This is a genomic window from Nocardia sp. NPDC050713, assembly GCF_040654315.1.
Taxonomy (GTDB): Bacteria; Actinomycetota; Actinomycetes; order Mycobacteriales; family Mycobacteriaceae; genus Nocardia.
Genome location: NZ_JBFAHS010000008.1, coordinates 45,532 through 63,659, shown reverse-complemented (window position 1 = coordinate 63,659; position 18,128 = coordinate 45,532). Strand labels below are relative to the sequence as shown.

At 68.4% G+C, this 18,128-nt stretch carries 20 protein-coding genes and 2 tRNA genes; 8 read left to right on the top strand and 14 right to left on the bottom strand.

Translation table 11 applies throughout. The features are described from left to right. The first annotated feature begins 12 nt into the window (after positions 1 to 12). Positions 13 to 450, top strand: a complete 438-nt coding sequence (locus tag AB0H49_RS16895; protein WP_067788698.1) for a holo-ACP synthase — start codon at positions 13 to 15, stop codon at positions 448 to 450. A 6-nt stretch (positions 451 to 456) separates the two neighbouring features. Here AB0H49_RS16895 and AB0H49_RS16890 read toward each other — a convergent pair whose 3' ends face one another. Further along, the gene (locus AB0H49_RS16890) at positions 457 to 1,119 is read right to left on the bottom strand and encodes a TetR/AcrR family transcriptional regulator (protein ID WP_067788869.1); all 663 of its coding nucleotides are present in this window, start codon (positions 1,117 to 1,119) and stop codon (positions 457 to 459) included. A gap of 365 nt (positions 1,120 to 1,484) precedes the next feature. On the opposite strand from AB0H49_RS16890, the gene AB0H49_RS16885 reads away from it, so the two are divergent. Then, a complete protein-coding gene (locus AB0H49_RS16885; RefSeq protein WP_357252256.1) occupies positions 1,485 to 2,702 on the top strand; it encodes a hypothetical protein in 1,218 nt (405 codons plus the stop codon). 102 nt (positions 2,703 to 2,804) lie between these two features. Here AB0H49_RS16885 and AB0H49_RS16880 read toward each other — a convergent pair whose 3' ends face one another. Then, the gene (locus tag AB0H49_RS16880; protein ID WP_355001159.1) at positions 2,805 to 3,593 is read right to left on the bottom strand and encodes an ABC transporter permease; all 789 of its coding nucleotides are present in this window, start codon (positions 3,591 to 3,593) and stop codon (positions 2,805 to 2,807) included. Between the two features lie 14 nt (positions 3,594 to 3,607). Further along, positions 3,608 to 4,582, bottom strand: coding sequence for an ATP-binding cassette domain-containing protein (locus tag AB0H49_RS16875; RefSeq protein ID WP_357252253.1), 975 nt, complete (start codon positions 4,580 to 4,582; stop codon positions 3,608 to 3,610). Between the two features lie 266 nt (positions 4,583 to 4,848). Between AB0H49_RS16875 and AB0H49_RS16870 the strand changes: the two genes are divergently transcribed. Next, positions 4,849 to 5,580 carry a TetR/AcrR family transcriptional regulator gene (locus tag AB0H49_RS16870; protein ID WP_355000941.1) on the top strand — a complete coding sequence of 244 codons (732 nt, stop codon included), beginning with the start codon at positions 4,849 to 4,851 and terminating at the stop codon, positions 5,578 to 5,580. Between the two features lie 3 nt (positions 5,581 to 5,583). Here the strand turns inward: AB0H49_RS16870 and bcp are convergent, their stop codons facing one another. After that, entirely contained in the window at positions 5,584 to 6,054 is a 471-nt protein-coding gene (gene bcp, locus AB0H49_RS16865; protein WP_357252250.1) for a thioredoxin-dependent thiol peroxidase, read from the bottom strand. 140 nt (positions 6,055 to 6,194) lie between these two features. Between bcp and AB0H49_RS16860 the strand changes: the two genes are divergently transcribed. Continuing rightward, complete coding sequence (locus AB0H49_RS16860; protein ID WP_097246090.1) at positions 6,195 to 6,416, top strand: DUF3618 domain-containing protein; 222 nt, start codon at positions 6,195 to 6,197, stop codon at positions 6,414 to 6,416. Between the two features lie 65 nt (positions 6,417 to 6,481). Here the strand turns inward: AB0H49_RS16860 and AB0H49_RS16855 are convergent, their stop codons facing one another. Together AB0H49_RS16855 and AB0H49_RS16850 are read right to left on the bottom strand one after the other, a co-directional pair. Beyond that, positions 6,482 to 6,778: an excalibur calcium-binding domain-containing protein gene (locus AB0H49_RS16855; RefSeq protein WP_067788688.1), complete on the bottom strand. Its 297-nt coding sequence runs from the start codon at positions 6,776 to 6,778 to the stop codon at positions 6,482 to 6,484. A 134-nt stretch (positions 6,779 to 6,912) separates the two neighbouring features. Next, complete coding sequence (locus AB0H49_RS16850) at positions 6,913 to 7,890, bottom strand: pirin family protein (protein WP_357252246.1); 978 nt, start codon at positions 7,888 to 7,890, stop codon at positions 6,913 to 6,915. A gap of 79 nt (positions 7,891 to 7,969) precedes the next feature. Between AB0H49_RS16850 and AB0H49_RS16845 the strand changes: the two genes are divergently transcribed. Further along, a complete protein-coding gene (locus AB0H49_RS16845; RefSeq protein ID WP_357252244.1) occupies positions 7,970 to 8,434 on the top strand; it encodes a MarR family winged helix-turn-helix transcriptional regulator in 465 nt (154 codons plus the stop codon). A 3-nt stretch (positions 8,435 to 8,437) separates the two neighbouring features. On the opposite strand, the gene AB0H49_RS16840 is transcribed toward AB0H49_RS16845, so the two are convergent. From AB0H49_RS16840 to AB0H49_RS16830, 3 genes are all read right to left on the bottom strand, one after another. Further along, positions 8,438 to 8,752, bottom strand: a complete 315-nt coding sequence (locus AB0H49_RS16840; RefSeq protein ID WP_355000937.1) for a hypothetical protein — start codon at positions 8,750 to 8,752, stop codon at positions 8,438 to 8,440. A 76-nt stretch (positions 8,753 to 8,828) separates the two neighbouring features. Continuing rightward, complete coding sequence (locus tag AB0H49_RS16835) at positions 8,829 to 9,482, bottom strand: transglycosylase SLT domain-containing protein (protein WP_355000936.1); 654 nt, start codon at positions 9,480 to 9,482, stop codon at positions 8,829 to 8,831. A 692-nt stretch (positions 9,483 to 10,174) separates the two neighbouring features. After that, positions 10,175 to 10,247: transfer RNA gene (locus tag AB0H49_RS16830), tRNA-Lys, on the bottom strand. A 311-nt stretch (positions 10,248 to 10,558) separates the two neighbouring features. On the opposite strand from AB0H49_RS16830, the gene AB0H49_RS16825 reads away from it, so the two are divergent. After that, the gene (locus AB0H49_RS16825; protein WP_355000935.1) at positions 10,559 to 11,773 is read left to right on the top strand and encodes an Ig-like domain-containing protein; all 1,215 of its coding nucleotides are present in this window, start codon (positions 10,559 to 10,561) and stop codon (positions 11,771 to 11,773) included. Positions 11,774 to 11,843: 70 nt separating this feature from the next. Here AB0H49_RS16825 and AB0H49_RS16820 read toward each other — a convergent pair whose 3' ends face one another. From AB0H49_RS16820 to orn, 3 genes are all read right to left on the bottom strand, one after another. Beyond that, positions 11,844 to 12,194: a hypothetical protein gene (locus AB0H49_RS16820; protein ID WP_355000934.1), complete on the bottom strand. Its 351-nt coding sequence runs from the start codon at positions 12,192 to 12,194 to the stop codon at positions 11,844 to 11,846. Positions 12,195 to 12,408: 214 nt separating this feature from the next. Beyond that, positions 12,409 to 12,484 (bottom strand) — tRNA-His (locus AB0H49_RS16815). 54 nt (positions 12,485 to 12,538) lie between these two features. Beyond that, positions 12,539 to 13,189, bottom strand: a complete 651-nt coding sequence (gene orn, locus AB0H49_RS16810) for an oligoribonuclease (RefSeq protein WP_357252239.1) — start codon at positions 13,187 to 13,189, stop codon at positions 12,539 to 12,541. A gap of 370 nt (positions 13,190 to 13,559) precedes the next feature. Between orn and AB0H49_RS16805 the strand changes: the two genes are divergently transcribed. Further along, positions 13,560 to 15,356 (top strand): helicase HerA-like domain-containing protein, encoded by a 1,797-nt coding sequence (locus AB0H49_RS16805; RefSeq protein ID WP_357252236.1) that lies wholly within the window; start codon positions 13,560 to 13,562, stop codon positions 15,354 to 15,356. 42 nt (positions 15,357 to 15,398) lie between these two features. Here the strand turns inward: AB0H49_RS16805 and lysA are convergent, their stop codons facing one another. After that, positions 15,399 to 16,742, bottom strand: coding sequence for a diaminopimelate decarboxylase (lysA, locus tag AB0H49_RS16800; RefSeq protein ID WP_357252233.1), 1,344 nt, complete (start codon positions 16,740 to 16,742; stop codon positions 15,399 to 15,401). Positions 16,743 to 17,006: 264 nt separating this feature from the next. Between lysA and AB0H49_RS16795 the strand changes: the two genes are divergently transcribed. Continuing rightward, complete coding sequence (locus AB0H49_RS16795) at positions 17,007 to 17,237, top strand: hypothetical protein (RefSeq protein ID WP_355000930.1); 231 nt, start codon at positions 17,007 to 17,009, stop codon at positions 17,235 to 17,237. Between the two features lie 73 nt (positions 17,238 to 17,310). Here AB0H49_RS16795 and cmrA read toward each other — a convergent pair whose 3' ends face one another. Further along, positions 17,311 to 18,114 carry a mycolate reductase gene (cmrA, locus tag AB0H49_RS16790; RefSeq protein ID WP_355000929.1) on the bottom strand — a complete coding sequence of 268 codons (804 nt, stop codon included), beginning with the start codon at positions 18,112 to 18,114 and terminating at the stop codon, positions 17,311 to 17,313. Between the last annotated feature and the right edge of the window lie 14 nt (positions 18,115 to 18,128).

The window sequence follows — 18,128 nt, the reverse complement described above, 5'->3', positions numbered from 1 at the left end:
AGCTGCGACGCATTGACCATCCTGGGGATCGGCCTCGACTTGGTGACCATCTCCGAGTTCGCCGAACAGCTCGAGCGGTCTGGAACCACCATGCTCAGGGAGAGTTTCACCGCGGGTGAGCGGCGCTACTGCCAGAGCAAGGGCACCGATCCGGCGCGCAGTTTCGCCGCGCGCTGGGCCGCCAAGGAAGCGGTGCTCAAGGCCTGGGCCTCGTCGCGTTTCGCCCGCCGCCCGCAGATCGGCGACAACCCCTATCCGCTGATCGAGGTGGTCAACGACGCGTGGGGCAGGCCGAGCATCAAATTGCACGGTCTCGCGGCCGAATTCCTGCCGCGCGCCAGGGTGCATCTGTCCCTGACCCACGACGGCGACACCGCGGCGGCGATGGTGGTGCTGGAGGATCCGGGCGAGCTGGCCGACTTGATCGAGGGACGCGAAACGACCGCGTGAGCGACGTCAGCGCTCGCTGGCGGTGCGGGATTCCTTCTCCGCGACAAGCAGATACGCGACCATCAGCCGCTTGAGCTCGGCGACGGCCTCGGCGTGCGACTGCTCGTCCTGGACCGAGAAGTTGAGCATCGAGTACACGACGTGCACGAGGACCTCGGCCATCATGGTGCGCCGGACCCGCGGCGTGCGCGGGGTGAGCGGCCGCAGCATCTGCGAGACGACCTCGGCGAACTGCTTCTCGTGGATGGCGCCGGTGGCGCGGGTGGACGGCGTGGACTGCATGGCCAGCCAGACCTCGCGCCGGGAGGGGTCGGTCATCCAGAGGTTGGCCAGGTGGTCGACGAACTGGTTCATGTGCCGCAGCCAGTCCAGCGAGGGCACTTCGCCGTGGAAGTCGGCCAGTTCCTGGGAAACGGCAACGAGATCTTGGCGATTCAGTTCGCAGACGATGACGTACTTGTTCGCGAAGAACTGGTACAGCGTGCCGATCGGGACCTCGGCGCGCGCCGCGACCTCTTCACAGGTGAACGATTCGAAACCGACCTCGACGAGCAACTCGCGGGACGCCTGGAGCAGCGCGTCGAACTTGCGTTTGCTGCGTTCCTGAGTCGGCCGCTTGCGCGGCATCAGCTCTTGCGGATCGTCCTGCAGTTCCAACGCGGGGTCCAGGTGTCGCTTGGACGGCGTCGCCCTGGCCTCCGTGTGTACTTCCACGTATCCAGGCTAGCGGTACCGACACACACGCGACACGCGCAGTTGGTCTGCGTGTTCAGGTCTGTCACATTTCACGACCCATCCGCGACGGTTGTGGCCGCGAACACTAACCGAGCGTGCGTGCATCCGCAGGCACGTTGCCAAGGGTGTTCGCCCACCTCGGCGCACCTTCGCCTTCGCTCCGGCGCGTGCGCGGGCTGAGGAAGGACTTCGTCCGCGTCCGTAGGGCGGGGCGATCCGGTCCGGACAGTCACTGGGAAGGCGTATCTGTGGTAGCTCGATCTGTGGTAACTCTCGGCGTTTCCACCGAACGTGGCGCCGTGCACGCGGTAGCGCTCGCCGACACCGGCGAGAAGCTCGTGGAGCGCGTGCTGGTGCACCGGGTGGCGAAGACGCACGGCGACAACAAGGCGGATGTGGCGGCGGCGGTCCAGGCCGCGATGGACTACGTCGCGGCGGAGGTCGGACAGGGACGGGAGATCGCGGGTGCCGCGGTCGCCTACCGCGACGCCGCCGAGCGGAAGGCCATCGTGACCCGGCTCGCGTCCGGGCCGTGGCGCACCGCGTCGCTGCTCTCGACGAAATCCGCGCACCTGAGCGCGGCGGGCGTGATGACCTGGCTCGCCGAGTTCGACGATCTGCTCGTCTGCGAGGTCGTTCCCGGATATCAGGCGTTCACGCTGGTCGACAAGGGTCGCGATCGGGTGCTCGCGGCGGTCGCGCAGACCGGTGGCACGAACGAGTCGTCGCTCGGCGCCGCGGTGACGGCCGCGTGGGACCAGTTCGAGGCGGCCGCCGTCCGCCCCGACGGGGTCGTGTTGATCGGCTCCGCCGCGGACGAACCGGCGGTGCGCGCGGCCGTGGATCGCTTCGGCGCGCCCGTGCTGCCCTGCAAGATCGCGTCGTCGGCCGCGGCCGTCGGCGCCGCGCTGTTCGCCATGGCCGACGTGCCGGAACTGGTCGACACCGTCGAAGAGCCGCGCGGCGGCCGGAGTTCGACGGCGATGTTCGCGGCGGCCAGCGTGGCCGCGGCCGGTCTGGTCGTCGGCGGTGTCTACGCGGTCGGCGACTACTCCATCCGCTCGGTCGTCGCCGACGCGCGGAACACCGCCGACGCCCATGTGGTCCCCGGCACCGGATCGTCCAGTGGGATGGCCGTGGGTTCGTCGGTGCAGCCAGAGATCTTCGAGCGCGAAGACAAGGGTGCGTCGTCGGCCCCGCGGCAGTTGCCCGTGATCACTCCGGACAACCCTGCCGTCGCGCCGCAGACGGTGTTTCAACGCTGGGGCAGCGGCCAGGCGGGTCCGCTGACGCTGGAGGAGTTCGAGGCACTGCAGGAGTCCGACACCGCCGCCGCGTCGATCCTCCCCGGCACCGGCATCCCGTCCACCACCAAGGTCGGCGCGCCCAACGACGCCATGTTGTTCCCGGGCGAGGCGCCCCCGCCGGCGGCCTTCACCCCGGAGTTCTACCAGTGGTGGGACAACCACCTGCGCTTGCTCGCGCAGTGGGCCTCGCAGCAGTGGTCGGAGGCCTGACTCCGAACAGCACGAAAGGCCCGGCGCCGCACTGGCGCCGGGCCTTTCGCCTGTCCGGCGCACCCTCGCGCTCGGTTCGGCCGCGGTCGAGTCGGCCTCGGATCAGGTGCGGGTGCGGTGTCGGAAGAGCGCGCCCGCCGCGAGGTAACCGACCACGGCGATGCCCGCGCACCACAGCACCGCGAGCAGGGCGCTGTCGCCGATGGGCGTCCCCATCAACAGACCGCGCATCGTCTCGATCACCGGCGTCACCGGCTGGTTCTCGGCGAACCGGTGCAACCAGCTCGGCATCGATTCGGTCGGCACGAACGCGCTGCTCACGTAGGGCAGAAACATGAAGAAGAAGGTGAAACCGTTGGCCGCCTCCGGGTTTCGCGCGAGCAGGCCGAGGGCGGCCGACAGCCAGGACAGCGCGAGCACGTACATGGCGATCACCCCGAGCGCGCCGAGCCAGCGCAGCGGGTCGGTGGTCGGGCGGAAACCCAGCGCGACCGCGACCACGATGACGAGTCCGGTGGTGATCAGGTTGCGGATCAGGCTCTCGGCCACATGCCCGGTCAGCACCGCCGATCGCGCGATCGCCATGGTGCGGAACCGGTCGATGATGCCCTCGGCCAAGTCGGTCGAGATGCTGACGGCGGTGGTCGAGGCGCCGAAACCGGCGCACAGCAGGATGATTCCCGGCACCACGTAGTCGATGTACGCGCCGGGACCGACGTCCATCGCGCCACCGAAGACGTAGACGAACATCAGCAGGATCACGACCGGCAGCGCGATCGTCATGATCATGGTGTCGGGACTGCGCAGCGTGTGCCGCAGATTGCGGTCCAGCATGGTGCCGGAGTCCTGGACGGTGCGCAGCGCACGCAGGGCGGGGGACGGGGTGATCATGGTCGTCTCGTTTCTCATGCGGCCGATTCGGTGCGGCCTGGGTGGCCGGTCAAGGCGAAGAAGACGTCGTCGAGGTCCGGGGTGTGCACGGTCAGCCGCTCGACGGCGATGTCCAAGTCGGCGAACCGGTCGAGCAGGCGCTTCACCTCGGCCGCACTGCCGTCGGACGGCACCTGAAGGGTCAGCTGCTCCGGGTCCACCTGGCTACCCGCCGTGGGGACGGCGCGATCGTCGACGGCGCGGGCGGCGGCCGCGAGCAGGTGCCGGTCGGCGAAGCGAAGATGAATGTGGCCGCCGGGGGCGAGGCGCTTGAGCTCCTCGGGGGTGCCCTCGGCGACGATGCGTCCGCCGTCGAGCACGGCGATGCGGTCGGCGAGTTGGTCGGCCTCCTCCAGATACTGCGTGGTGAGGAAGATCGTCGCGCCGTCGTCGGCGAGTTCCTCGATGGCCGACCACAAGTCGCGGCGGCTGCGCGGGTCGAGACCGGTGGTCGGTTCGTCCAGGAAGACGATGCGCGGCCTGCCCATCAGGCTCATCGCGAGGTCGAGGCGACGGCGCATGCCGCCGGAGTAGGTGGCGACCGGCCGGTCGGCGGCGTCGGCGAGGTCGAAACGTTCGAGCAGGTCGGCGGTGCGGCGGCGCGTCTCGGCCGCGCCGAGGTGCAGCAGCTTGCCGGTGAGGCGCAGGTTCTCGGTGCCGGTCAGCACGCCGTCGACGGCCGCGTACTGGCCGGTGACGCCGATCAGACCGCGGACGACGTCCGGCTCGCCCGCCAGATCGTGCCCGAAGACGCGGGCCTCGCCGCGATCCAGCGTGCTCAACGTGGCGAGGATGCGCACCAGGGTGGTCTTGCCCGCGCCGTTCGGTCCGAGCAGTGAGAAGACCGTTCCCGCTGCGACATTCAGATCGATGTCGGCGAGCACGGTGTGCGTGCCGAAGGACTTGCCGAGCCCGTGCACCGCGAGGGCGGGGGGTGGTTCGGGGGACATGGGATCTCCGATCCGGAAACTGTTTATCGAATAAACTCTGTTTATAGAGTAAGCAGTTTTGGAGCGCAAGAGGTCATGGGCGGGGAAACCCACGATCGCCACCACCGGACGTAGTTCGTCGACAGATCCCGCCCGGCCGCGGCGGAGGCGGGAGGTACGCACAAAGAGGCGCCGCCGGACGTAGTGCGCCGACAGACCGCGCACGGCCGCAGCGGAGGCGGGAGGTACGCCTAGAGTCGAGGCGAGCGAAGGAGGCTGAAGGGGAGATGACGACGTCGGACGACGCGGCGCTACCGAAGTCGGTGGAACTGTTGTGGCGGCTCGATCAGCCGGGCGGGCGCGGCCCCAAACGCGGGCTGACGCTGGACCAGATCCTGGAGGCCGCGATCGAGGTGGCCGACGCGGAGGGTTACGCGGCGCTGTCGATGAACCGGGTGGCCCAGCAGCTCGGCTTCACCGCGATGTCGCTCTACCGGTACGTCGACAGCAAGAACACCCTGGTCGAGCTGTTGCTGGATCGGGTGATCGGCGAGCCGCCGCGCATCCCGCCAGGCACACCGTGGCGGACGGGGCTGGAGTACTGGGCCCGCAGCGAGTTCGAGGTGGTCGGGCGGCATCCGTGGTGGCTGGACATTCCGCTCAAGGCGCCGCCGATGGGCCCGAACAACATGGCGTGGCTCGAGGCGGGACTCGCGACGCTCGCCGAAACTCCGGTGCCCGAGCCGGTGCGGCTGCAGCTGGTGATGAATCTGTCGCTCTACGTCATCGGCAGGCGCTGGGCGGCGAGCAATGTGGTCGGCGGGACCGAGGGCGAGCAGGACTTCACCGCGGCGCTGCGGCGCGTGCTCGATCCGCAGCGGTTTCCCGCGATTCTCTCCGCCCTCGCCCACCAGGCCTTCGACCAGGACGACATCGACTGGGAGAAAGCCGATTTCGAGTTCGGCCTGGCGCGGATGCTGGACGGCTACGAGAGCCTCATCCGCTCCTTCGAGAGCTGACGTTCAGACCGACAGGTCGCGGCGCAACTTGGCGACGTGGCCGGTGGCGCGCACGTTGTACTGCGCGACCTCGATCTTGCCCTGCTCGTCCACCAGGAAGGTGGAACGGATGACGCCGGTGACGGTCTTGCCGTACATCGTCTTCTCGCCGAACGCGCCCCACGCGGTGAGCACCGCGCGGTCCGGATCGGACAGCAGCGGGAAGGTCAGTCCCTCGGCATCGCGGAACTTGGCCAGCTTGGCGGGCTTGTCCGGCGAGATGCCGAGGACGTCGATGCCCGCCTCGTTCAATTCGCCGAGGTTGTCGCGGAAGTCGCAGGCCTGCTTGGTGCAGCCGGGCGTGCTCGCGGCGGGGTAGAAGTAGACGATCACCTTGCGGCCGCGGAAGTCGGCGAGCGAGATCTCCTTGCCGTCGGCGTCGGGCAGTGTGAACGCGGGGGCGGTGTCGCCGGGGGAGAGTCGTTGGTTGGTCACGTCCTGCACGGTAACCGAACGCCCATCGGGCAGGCGGATACACTCGTCCGCGAGCCCTGGTGACTCGTGAACGGCCGGTGGGAACGTGGTCCCCGGCCCGGTTCGCGCCCGGCGGCACGCCCATCGACAGGAGGACATACGTGGCGAAGGACACCGAGCGGATCGAGCGGGAGATCGAGGCCGCCCGCACCCGGCTGGCGAGCACTCTGGACGAGATCGCCGTGCGCGCCGATCCGCAGCGGATCGCGGACGACACCAAGAGCATCGTCGTCGCCAAGCTGAACGAACCCAAGGTCAAGTACAGCCTGATCGGCGCCGGCGCGCTGGTCGTCGGCTTGGTGCTGGTGAAGCTCTTCCGCTGATTTCCCGGCAGACGAAAACACCCGGTGCGGCACTGCCACACCGGGTGTTTTCGTTTTGGGCGGTATCAGACCGTCGGGCAGGCGAATCCGTCGCCGTCGGGATCCAGGTGCGGGCCGAAGCCCGGCTCGCCGCGGAAGATCGGGGCGCGACCAGCCGCGCGGGCGTCGTCGCAGTTGGCGAAGGCGCCACCGGCCGAGCCGGTCTGGGACACGCCCGCCGAACCGGTCGCGGCGGAACCGGTGTCGATGGCGGAGGAGCCGGTTCCGGAAGAACCGGTCGGGGCGGCGGCCAGGGCGGCGGGCGCCGCGAGGATGGTCAGTCCAGCGACGGCGGCGCTGACGGTAAGCCGGCGAACGTTCATGTATTCCTCTGTGTGTGCTGCGGTGGGAGGGCGCCTTGACGAGCGACGCCGCACCCACTGTTGCGAGGGGCCGCCCAGTTGTCAACCGCGCGTCACCCGAATTAGGGCCATTAGGGGCTATAGGGCAGCCCGTTTCAGCGGGCCGGGCGGGTGCCGGAGAGGTGTTCCGCAGGGATGTTGCCCATTCGTCCCGACTGGAAGTCCTCTATCGCCTGGATGATCTCCGCGCGGCTGTTCATGACGAACGGGCCGTACTGGACGACGGGTTCGCGGATCGGTTGCCCGCCGAGCAGTAGCACCTCGAGATCGCCGGTGTGCTCGCGCTGCTTCGCATCCGCGTCGACCGAAATCGAATCGCCCGGTCCGAACACCGCGAGCTGACCCGCCCCGATCGGCCTGCGCTCGGCGCCGACCGTCCCACTGCCCGCGAGCACATAGGCCATCGCCGAGAAGTGCTGCGGCCAAGGCGTTTCCAGTCGGCCGCCCGGGGTGATCGAGGCGTGCGCGTAGGCGATCGGCGTGTAAGTCGATCCGGGACCGGCGAATCCGCCGATCTCACCCGCGATCAGTCGCATCAGCGCGCCGCCGTCGTGCGAGCTGACCAGCGTTAGTTCGCTGCCGCGCAGATCTTGATAGCGCGGCGCGGCGAACTTCATGGCCCGCGGCAGATTCACCCACAGCTGCACCCCGTGGAACAGTCCGCCGGCGACCACCAGTTCCTCGGGCGGCACCTCGTCGTGCAGGATGCCGGAGCCCGCGGTCATCCACTGCGTGTCGCCCTCGCTGATGACGCCGCCGCCACCGTTCGAGTCGTGATGCACCATGGTGCCGTCGAGCATGTAGGTAACGGTCTCGAAGCCGCGGTGCGGATGCCATGGCGCGCCCTTGGCCTCGTGCGGTTCGTAGGTCACCGGACCCATCTGGTCGAGCAGGATGAACGGGTCGGCGGCACGCAGGTCCACGCTGGGGAACGGACGCGTCACCTCGAAGCCCGCGCCTTCGCGTTGCTTGTGCGCGGTGACGACCTGCCGGACCGGGCGTTCGCGCATGGTCTCGTCGGGGCGGGGCAGGCGCGGCAGCACCAGGATGTTGTCGACGGCGATGGCGGGCATGGGGAGCACCTCCTGTGCGGGGGACCGGCCTCGGCCGGTTGGTGTCCATGTCAACCAAGTGGGGTTTAGGATCATTCCCGTGGCGCGATGGCTGAGCGACGACGAGCAGGAGACCTGGCAGGCCTACATCCGGCTGCGCCAGCGGATGGACGCGGCGATCATGGCCGGGTTGGCCCGCGACGGACTCTCCCTGGCCGACTATGAACTGCTCGTTCCGCTCTCCGCCGCGCCGCAGGGCCGACTGAGGGCCAAAGAACTCGCCGCCGAGGTGTGCTGGGAGAAGAGCAGGTTGTCCAAGCACCTGGCAAGGATGGCGGCGCGCGGGTTGGTCGAGCGGCGGCCCTCCGAGGAGGACGCGCGCGGGATCGTCGTCGAGCTGACGGCGGCGGGCCGTACCGCGCTCGAGCAGGCCGCGCCCAACCACGTGGATCTGGTTCGCCGCGTCTTCATCGATGCGATGACCGACGCGGAGGCACGGGCGCTGCGCTCGCTGTCGGGCAAGGTCAGCACCACCGCCGAGAGCGTGACCGATCTCGCCGTGTGACGACTACGACCACGGCGTGATCGGCGGCTTCACCCACAGCAGCTTCTCGTCCACGTGCGCGCGCGCCGCCGCCGCGTGATCGGGGTTGCGAACGGCCCACGCGTTCTTCTCGTCGAGCAGGCGGGCGACGACAAGCCAGGTCTCGTCGGTGCTCGGCGGGTTCGTTTCGGCGGCGCGGGCCAGCTTGCGGCGGGTCGCGGCGGGCATATCGCGCAGTTCGGCGCCGCTGATATCGCGGTCCCAGAGATAGACGGCCAAGCGGCGGGCCTTCTCGGCCCTTCGGCTGACCGACGCGTCGGAGTGCGCGTAATCGGCCACCCGGGCATCCTACGACGAACGCCCCGCACCCGGTCGCGCTGACCGGAGGCGGGGCGTTCGTCGTGCTGGAGACGGATCAGTACGCGCTGTTCACGTTGTCCATGCTGCCGTAGCGGTGCGCGGCGTAGTTGCAGGCCGCGACGATGTTGGCCACCGGATCCCAGACGTCGAACGGGGTGCCGGCCACGTGGTAGGCGGCGAAGGTCGGGTCGATGACCTGGAGCAGGCCCTTGGACGGGATGCCCGCGGCGGCGTTGGAGTCCCACAAGTTGATGGCCTGCGGGTTGCCGCTGGACTCGCGCATGATGTTGCGGTGGATGCCCTCGTAGGAGCCCGGGATGTTGTTGGCGGCCATGATGTCGAGGGCCTGGCGGATCCAGCCGTCCAGGTTGTTCTCGTACACCGGCGGAGCCGGGGCCGGGGCCGGGGCGGGCATCGGCGCGGGAACGGGTTCCGGCGCGGGCATCGGAGCCGGGACCGGAGCCGCAGCCTCGGGGGCCGGGGCGGGAGCGGGCAGGACTTCGGCGACGGGCGCGGCTTCCACCACGGGGGCGGGGGCGGCCGCGGGCTGCTGCTCGGCGACCACGGCGACGCGGGCCGGAACGCTGTCGTCGGCCACCGACACCGCCGACGAGGCGGCGACGGCCACGATGCCAGCCGCGGCTACGGCGAAGGTCAGGCCCTCGCGCAGGGTGGTGCGGCGCAGGGTGGAAAGGCGACTGTCAGGCATTTCTGAATCGGTTCCTTGTTCGGGGACAGGACGGTCCGGCCGCACTCGGGCAGCGCGGATCCGGCGGCGGACGCTCGTGGCGCTCGCCGGGAAAAGTCGATGTGCTGTTGTGGATTTTGTTGTGGGGGACACTCCGGTCCCCGGAACGCGGCAGGGCGGGTACCGGGCATCTCTGGCCCGGGCCGCGGCGTCGCGCGGAACTCCACAACAGTGGAGCGATAGGCGTAGGCGGGTGATCGGGGATCCGTTGCCGATCCGCACCCGCGACCGCCTGGACCAACTCGGGTCCGTCCGGTCGTTTTCCGAATGCGTGTAAACAACACCTCGGTCTAACCAAACCTCAGGTCTCTTTGCGACCTGATTGCAGAATGGTCACGGAAGGTTAACGGAAGGTGAACGAGACCTGAATGATAGATGCTGTCGATCTTGGAACGACCAGGGCTTCGTTACCGAAACGCGATTTACCAGGGCGTTTGCTTCTAAACGCGTTGTGCGCTAGGTCACAAAAATTGTGGAGTGACCTGCGTCTAATCAGGGTTTACCACCCCCGATAGGCCCTGTTCCAGGCTGTTCCGAGTGTTTAGGTCACGGCGTCGTTACCATCGCGGAGTTGATCGCCGAGCGACGATTCGGACACGAAAAGACCGTGCCCTTGTCCAATCGTGACTGGAAGCTAGGCACGGTCTGTACTGTGCGCCATCAGGGACTCGAACCCCGAACCCGCTGATTAAGAGTCAGCTGCTCTGCCAATTGAGCTAATGGCGCCTGCTCCGTGTTCCGGTGCGGGACAAAGATTAACAGGCCGGGGCCGCAGAAGTGAAATCGCCTGGTGAAGGGCCGTTTTGTGTGGTCGGCGACGGGTGTTAACACTGGGGGCTCCCGCGGGGATCTATCCGGTGGAACTTGGCCCGTTGCGCGTGTAGTTCGCGTTGGATCGGTCAGACCGGACTGGCAGAATGTTAGGAACGCGGTCTCGACCGATCCCGCCGGCGCGGTGGGTTGAGCTTCTTTCGTCGGTTGGATCCGAAGCCATCGGCGCGTGTCTGGACGGCGCCGAGACTTGAAACGGGGTTGATATGCGCATTGGTCGAGGTCGGCGGCGGTCGATACGAATACTCAGCGGACCTTTGGTAGTGCTCGCCGTGATCGCATTGGGATCTTCGGCCTGCTCGCCCTCGTCCGGTAGCGCGGACGCGGCGGTTGCCATCGACCGGAACCCGATCACCGAACTGATCAAGCCGAAGCTGCTCGCTCCCGTCAAAGACGGCGACAAAGGCGTATCACCCGGCATGCCTATGACTTTCAAGGTCGACGACGGCAAGTTCACCAATGTGACGTTGGTCAACCAGCAGGGCAAGCCGGTCAGCGGCAACCTCGCCGCCGACGGGCGGACCTGGGAGACCGCCGAGGTGCTCGGTTACGGCAAGACCTACCAGCTGACCGCGGACGCCATCGGTCTCGGCGGCGCCAACACCACCACGCTGAGCTTCACCACGAGCTCGCCGAACAACCAGACCAAGCCGTATCTGATCCCGGGGGAGGGCGAAGTCGTCGGTATCGGTCAGCCGGTGGCGATTCAGTTCGACGAGAACATCCCGGACCGCAAGGCGGCCCAGGATGCGATCAAGATCACGACGAACCCGCCGGTGGAGGGTGCCTTCTACTGGGTGAACAACCGCGAAGTCCGTTGGCGGCCAGAGCATTTCTGGGCGCCGGGCACGCGGGTCGACATCCAGGTGAACGTCTACGGCAAGAACCTCGGCAACGGGCTGTACGGCCAGGACAACATCACCTCGCACTTCGTCGTCGGCGACGCTGTGATCTTCACCGCGGACGACGACACGCACCAGGTGACGGTCGAGCAGAACGGTCAGGTGATCCGCACCATGCCGACCTCGATGGGCAAGGACAGCACGCCCACCGACAACGGCATCTACATCGTCGCGGACAAGCACGAGAAGATCATCATGGACTCCTCGACCTACGGCGTGGCGGTGAACTCCGCGGACGGCTACCGTACGCCGGTCGACTTCGCGACCCGAATCTCCTACAGCGGCATCTTCTTCCACTCGGCTCCGTGGTCGGTGGCTCAGCAGGGTTACTCGAACGCCAGCCACGGCTGCCTGAACCTGAGTCCGGCGAATGCGCAGTGGGTGTTCAACTTCGCCAAGCGCGGTGACATCACGATCATCAAGAACACCGTGGGCGGCACGCTGTCCGGCACCGACGGCCTCGGTGACTGGAACATTCCGTGGTCGGAGTGGAAGGCGGGCAACGCGGACGTCGGATGACGCGCGAAAGTCCCTGAGCGGCAACGCAAAGGCCCCCGGCGAGTGCCGGGGGCCTTTGTCGTCGGTGGGCTCAGGGGATGATCGGCCCCGGGGTGCCCGCGCAGGTGAGGTTGGCGTTGAACGCGCTGCCCACGGCGGCGCAGAGCAGCGGGCCGCCGAAGAGGATCTTCTCCAAGGCGGGACCGGAGCCGGTGCCGGTGGAGCCGGTGGTCGTCGCGCCGCCCGAGGAGCCGGTGCTGTGCGCGGAGCCACTGGTGATGCCCGCGGATCCGGTGTCGGCGGGCAGGTCGACCGGAGTCGCCTCGCGCGCCGCCGAGGCGGTGCCTCCGGACCCGCCGAGCAAGGTGGCGCCGACTAGTGCTGCGAGAACGGCGGAACGCTTCACGTAGTGCTGTCTTTCTCCCGGGCCGGGTGATGCCACGGCGGCACACCCTGGTGCCGCAGTTTACGGCCAGCGGGGGAGATGCGGGTCACATTTGGAAGTATCTGTGTTTCAGAACAAATTCCAGTGCTGGGCGGTGCGCCGAGTGGCGATGTCGTCCCGAATCGGCGCGGTCGGAACGGCGTTGGGTGCGCGGGGTGAATCGGCCCGGAAACGCGAAATGCGCGAGCCCACTGGACTCGCGCATTTCGCGTGGGGTGAGTGACGGGACTCGAACCCGCGACAGCCAGGATCACAACCTGGTGCTCTACCAACTGAACTACACTCACCATCGCCGGTAACTACCGGCGCGCTAGATACTAGCGTGCCACCCCCGCGATTCCCTAATCGGCTTCCAGTGCGCCGTTGCGCGGCGCCGAGGCGGCGGGCTTGGCGGTGCCGCTGAGCTCGGCGGCGACCGTGGCGATCTCCGTGCTGGACGGCCCGGGCGGCGCGACGAACGCGGTGCGCCGGTAGTACTCCAGCTCGCGGATGGACTCTTTGATGTCGGCGAGGGCGCGGTGGGTGAGGCCCTTCTCCGGCTGGCCGAAGTAGATGCGCGGGTACCAGCGGCGGCACAGCTCTTTGATGGAGCTCACATCGATCATCCGGTAGTGCAGGTGACTGTCCAGCGCGGGCATGTCGCGGGCGAGGAAGCCGCGGTCGGTGGCGATCGAGTTACCCGCCAGCGGAACCGTTCCCGCGGTGGGGGCGTAGGCGCGGATGTAGTCGAGCACTCGCTGCTCGGCCTCGGCGAGGGTGACGGTGGAGCGCCGCACCTCTTCGGTCAGACCGGAGCGCTCGTGCATATCGGCGACGACCGGAGGCATCGCGGCCAGCGCCTCGTCATCGGCGTGGATGACGATGTCGACACCGTCACCGAGAATGTTGAGGTCGCTGTCGGTCACGAGCGCGGCCACCTCGATCAGCTTGTCGCTGTCCAGGCGCAGGCCGGTCATCTCGCAATCCATCCACACCACAAGTTTGTCGGACACTCAGGCAACCTTACTGGCATCCTCGCGGCCACCCTCGGCTGACAAGCACGTTCGCCTTCCGCGCGCCTACGGTGCTGATTTCTCGCGCGCCGAGGTGTCGTTCCCGCGGCCGGTGTTCGTCCGCACACAGGCTCGTGTCGGCGATGCCCGCGCGGGTACCCGGCCGCGGAACGCTCCCACCGGGGATACAGTTTCCGCAGAGATCGGCAAGGCGTACTTTCGCCTCCGCTCGGGCCGTGCGGGCTGTCGACGGACTCTGTCCGGCAGCGCCCACCAGGGGTACCTCCGCTGCGGCCACGCGCGAGCTGACGGCGGACCTACGCCCGGTTGGGCCCTAGGCGTTTTCGGTTCGACAGACGGAGGACGTGCGATGACCACTCCCGAGGAGAAGGCGGCCGCGGCGCGTAAGGCGGCCGACGAAGCGGCGCGAATCGCGGCCGAGGCGGCAGCCGCCGCGGAAGCCGCCGAGCGTGAGCTCGCCGAGCACCGAACTGAGGGGTCCGCCGCTCCGGGCGAGAATGCGCCGGACCGCGCGACGCGCGCCAGGCAGACGGCCGCGAAGGGCGGCGAGAGCCGCGCCTCGAAGAGTGCCGACGCGGATTCCGCCGCTACCGATACCGACTCGGCCAAGGTCGCCGACGCGAGCTCCGCCGCACAGGAGATCGCCGCGGGCTACGCCTTCGACGGCGCGGCGCTGGAACTGGGCACCGTGGTCGTGGACGGAACCGTGGATCCCACCGCGCGAGTGCGGATTCCGATGCGCACGGTGAACCGGCACGGCTTGGTCGCGGGCGCCACCGGAACCGGGAAGACCAAAACGCTCCAGGGCATCGCCGAGCAGCTGTCGCGGGCGGGCGTTCCGGTGGTGCTCGCCGACATCAAGGGCGATCTCTCCGGTTTGAGTCGGCCCGGCGAGGCCGACGACAAGATCAGCGCGAGGGCGCGGGACACGGGCGCGCCGGACTGGGCGCCCAGCGGTTTCCCGACGGAGTTCGTCTCGCTGGGCACCGGTGGTATCGGCGTGCCGATCCGGGCCACCATCACCTCGTTCGGCCCGGTGCTGCTGAGCAAGGTCCTGGATCTCAACGAGACGCAGGAATCGACCCTCGGGCTGATCTTCCACTGGGCCGACCAGCAGGGCCTCGCGCTGCTGGATCTCAAAGACCTTCGCGCGGTCATCACCCACTTGACCAGCCCCGACGGCAAGGCGGACCTGAAGGGCATCGGCGGTGTGTCGGCGCAGACCGCGGGCGTGATCCTGCGCGCGCTGGTCAACCTGGAGGCCGACGGCGGCGACACGTTCTTCGGCGAACCGGAACTGGACCCGGCCGATCTGGTCCGGGTGTCGGGCGGTCAGGGTGTGATCACGCTGTTCGAGCTCGGCGCGCAGGCGGCGCGGCCGGTGATGTTCTCCACATTCCTGATGTGGGTGCTCGCCGATCTGTTCCAGACGTTGCCCGAGGTCGGCGATGTCGACGAGCCCAAGCTGGTGTTCATCTTCGACGAGGCGCATCTGCTGTTCGACAACGCCTCGAAGGCGTTCCTGGATCAGGTCGAGCAGACGGTCAAACTGATCCGCTCGAAGGGTGTCGGCGTGTTCTTCTGCACGCAGCTACCCACCGACATCCCGAACCAGGTGCTCTCGCAGCTCGGCGCGCGCGTTCAGCACGCGCTGCGCGCTTTCACCCCCGACGATCAGAAGGCGCTGTCCAAGACGGTCCGCACCTACCCGAAGACCTCGACCTACGACCTGGAGAAGGCGCTGACCTCGCTCGGCACCGGCGAGGCCGTGGTGACGGTTCTCTCCGAGACCGGCTCCCCGACGCCCGTGGCGTGGACCAGGATTCAGCCGCCGCGTTCGCTGATGGACACCATCGGCGAGGACGCCATCAAGTCCCAGGCGCTCTCCAGCGCGCTCGCCACGAAGTACGGCCAGACCATCGACCGCGAGTCCGCCTACGAGATGCTCACCGCGAAACTGGCCGCGGCCGAACCGGAGCAACCGGAAGCCGCCCCGGTACCCGGCCGCTCCCCGCGCCAAGAGGAAGATTCCGCCGCGGAACGCATCATGAAGAACCCGGCGGTGAAGAGCTTCCTCCGTTCGGCGGCATCCGCGGCGGGCCGCGAGATCAGCCGCACTCTGTTCGGCACCCGCCGCCGCCGCTGAGCGGTCGGAGGTCTATTCGGACGGAGTGGCGGGGTCCGCGAGTCAGACCCCCACTTCGCGCGCCATGAGATCGTCGATCGTCTCGCGGCGGACGAGGGTTCTGGTGCGGCCGTCGCGGACGGCGACAATGGGCGGGCGGCCGACGCTGTTGTAGGTGCTGGCCAGGCTGTGGTGGTAGGCGCCGGTACACGGGACCGCGAGGATCTCGCCGGGGCGCAGGTCGGCGGGCAGCCGGACGTCGACGGCGAGGACGTCGCCTGCCTCGCAGTGGCGGCCCGCGATGGTGGCGGTCATGTGCGGCCCACAGGGGTGGCGGTTGGCGAGCACCACGTCGTAGCGCGCGCCGTACAGCGCGACCCGCGGGTTGTCGCTCATGCCGCCGTCGACGGTGACGTAGGTGTGCCCGCCCTCGATGTGCTTCACCGAGAGCACCCGGTAGAGCGTCACGCCCGCGCGCGCCACGATCGCGCGGCCCGGTTCCACCGCGATACGCGGGCGCGGGAAGTGGTGCCGGGCGCAGCCCGCGTCGAGCGCGTCCTCGAGGATCTCGGACAGCTCGGTCAGGTTCATCTCGGCGTCACCGCCGCGGTAGGCGACGGCGTGCCCGCCACCCAGGTCGAGTTCGGTGAGGATGTGCCCGTGATCCTGCCGCACGCGCGCCATTTCGCCGATCATCCTGCGGACCGCCTCGCCGTAGTGGTCGGGGTTGTAGATCTGCGAGCCGAGATGGCAGTGGAAGCCGACCAGCTCCAGGTTCTTGCTGCGCATGATGCGCTCGACCGCCTCGGCGGCCAGGTCGCTGCCGAGCGGGAAGCCGAACTTCTGGTCGACGACGCCCGTCTTGACCGCGGGATGGCCGTGCACGTCGATGCCGGGGGAGAGGCGCACCAGCACCCGCTGACGTGAGGTGGCCAGTGCGGAGAGCAGCGTGATCTCGGTGAGCGAGTCGACCACGATCCGCCCGACGCCGCAGCGCACCGCGGTGCGCAGTTCGTCGCAGGATTTTCCGTTGCCGTGCAGGATGATTCGCTCCGGGTTCACACCGGCCGACAGGGCGATGGCGAGTTCGCCCGCCGAGCACACGTCCACCGAGAGGCCCTCCTGGGAAACCCACTCGGCGACCGCGCGGATCATCAGCGCCTTCCCCGCGTAGATGATCTCCGCTTCGGGAAACGCCTTGTGGTAGGCGCGGCACCGCGACCGGACCTCCTGTTCGTCCAACACATAGGTGGCCGTCCCGTACTCGTCGGCGATGTCGGCCAGGGCCACACCTCCGACCGTGATACGGCCTTCGCTGTCGTAGTGCGTGTCCCGTGGCCACACCGCCGGATCGAGCCGCGAGGGCATCCCCGACCGCAGCGACGGGAAGATTTCGAGCAGCGTCACAGTGTTCTCCTGGGTGCGCCCCCGCTTTCTCTGAACTGCGGGGCCGATGCCAGGACTACGCCTCCCAGACCACTGTGGACGCGTCCCTAACGCCTCTTTGACGGCCGCCCCTCCGTTCCTGACGCCCCGCTGACGCCCGCCCTGGCCTGGCATTATCGCAGCTCACACCCGGTTCGGGCGCCTCGCGCGGCGCCCGGAGCCGCGCGGCGCCGAAACGCCTCGCGGTGCCGTTCTATGCGTGATCGCTATGGCACCATGATCGACATGGCGACCATCGAAGAGCGAGTCATCGCACTGCTGAAGGAATACCTGGCCGACGCGGAGAAGGTCACGCCCGCCACCGCCATTCTCGACCTGGACAGCAGCGCCTACCGGCAGGAGCTGGTCATCCAGGCCATCGAGAAGGAGTACGACATCGAGCTGCCCAGCGCGGGTATCGAGGCGTTCTCCACCGTGGGCCAACTGATCAAGTTCGTCACGGAAGCCAAGAGCTGATCGGCCCCGACAGAACCCCTCCGAACACGACGAAGGTCCCCGTCGCAGCGACGGGGACCTTCGCAGTGTCTGGTCAGCCGCCGAGCTTGCGGTAGAACGCGCCCGCGACGGGGGCGGTGAGGGCGCGGGGACCGTACTGGCCCGCGACGCTCATGCCCTTGCTGATCAGGCCGGGGACGACACGCATCTTGTTGCGGGCAAGCGCGTCGATGGAGACCTTCGCGGTGTACTCCGAGGACACCCACATGAAGTCGGGGACCAAGCGGTCGACGATCGAGGCCTCGGCTGGGTCGGGCATTTCGGTGCGCACCGGGCCCGGCGCCAGCAGCGTGACGTGCACTCCCGAGTCCTTCAGCTCGCCGCGCAGCGATTCGCAGAAGGTGTTGGCGAACGCTTTGCTCGCGGCGTAGGTGGCGTTGTTCGGGATCGGCATGTTGCCCGCGGCCGAGCCGCTGATCAAGATGCCACCGGCGCCGCGCGCGATCATGCCGGGCAGCACCGCCAGGGTGAGATCGTGCACGGCGACGGCGTTGAGCTCCATCTGGGCGCGCTCGTACTCCAGGTCCAGCTGCGCGACCGGGCCGAACGTCGCGATGCCCGCGTTGTTGCACAGGATCGAGATGTCGCGCGCCGACAATTCCTCGACCAGCGGGCCGCGTTGCGCGCGGTCGGACAGGTCGACCGCGCGCACTTCGGCGGTGATGCCGTGCGCCAGGGTGAGCCGCTGCGCGAGCTCGTTCAGCAGGTCGCCGCGGCGGGCGACCAGGATCAGCGAATGGCCGCGTCCGGCCAGTTCGGCGGCCAGCGCGGTGCCGATGCCGGAGGAGGCTCCGGTGACGACGGCGCGGTTCTCGGAGGTGGGGGAGGGCAGGCTCACCTGAGCGATGCTAG

Excerpts from the sequence above, each read along its gene's own strand:
- AB0H49_RS16880 (WP_355001159.1), bottom strand. The coding sequence starts at position 3,593 with ATGATCACCCCGTCCCCCGCCCTGCGTGCGCTGCGCACCGTCCAGGAC.
- AB0H49_RS16795 (WP_355000930.1), top strand. The coding sequence starts at position 17,007 with ATGGCGACCATCGAAGAGCGAGTCATCGCACTGCTGAAGGAATACCTG.
- AB0H49_RS16870 (WP_355000941.1), top strand. The coding sequence starts at position 4,849 with ATGACGACGTCGGACGACGCGGCGCTACCGAAGTCGGTGGAACTGTTG.
- AB0H49_RS16825 (WP_355000935.1), top strand. The coding sequence starts at position 10,559 with ATGCGCATTGGTCGAGGTCGGCGGCGGTCGATACGAATACTCAGCGGA.
- AB0H49_RS16875 (WP_357252253.1), bottom strand. The coding sequence starts at position 4,582 with ATGTCCCCCGAACCACCCCCCGCCCTCGCGGTGCACGGGCTCGGCAAG.
- AB0H49_RS16855 (WP_067788688.1), bottom strand. The coding sequence starts at position 6,778 with ATGAACGTTCGCCGGCTTACCGTCAGCGCCGCCGTCGCTGGACTGACC.
- AB0H49_RS16805 (WP_357252236.1), top strand. The coding sequence starts at position 13,560 with ATGACCACTCCCGAGGAGAAGGCGGCCGCGGCGCGTAAGGCGGCCGAC.
- AB0H49_RS16850 (WP_357252246.1), bottom strand. The coding sequence starts at position 7,890 with ATGCCCGCCATCGCCGTCGACAACATCCTGGTGCTGCCGCGCCTGCCC.
- AB0H49_RS16835 (WP_355000936.1), bottom strand. The coding sequence starts at position 9,482 with ATGCCTGACAGTCGCCTTTCCACCCTGCGCCGCACCACCCTGCGCGAG.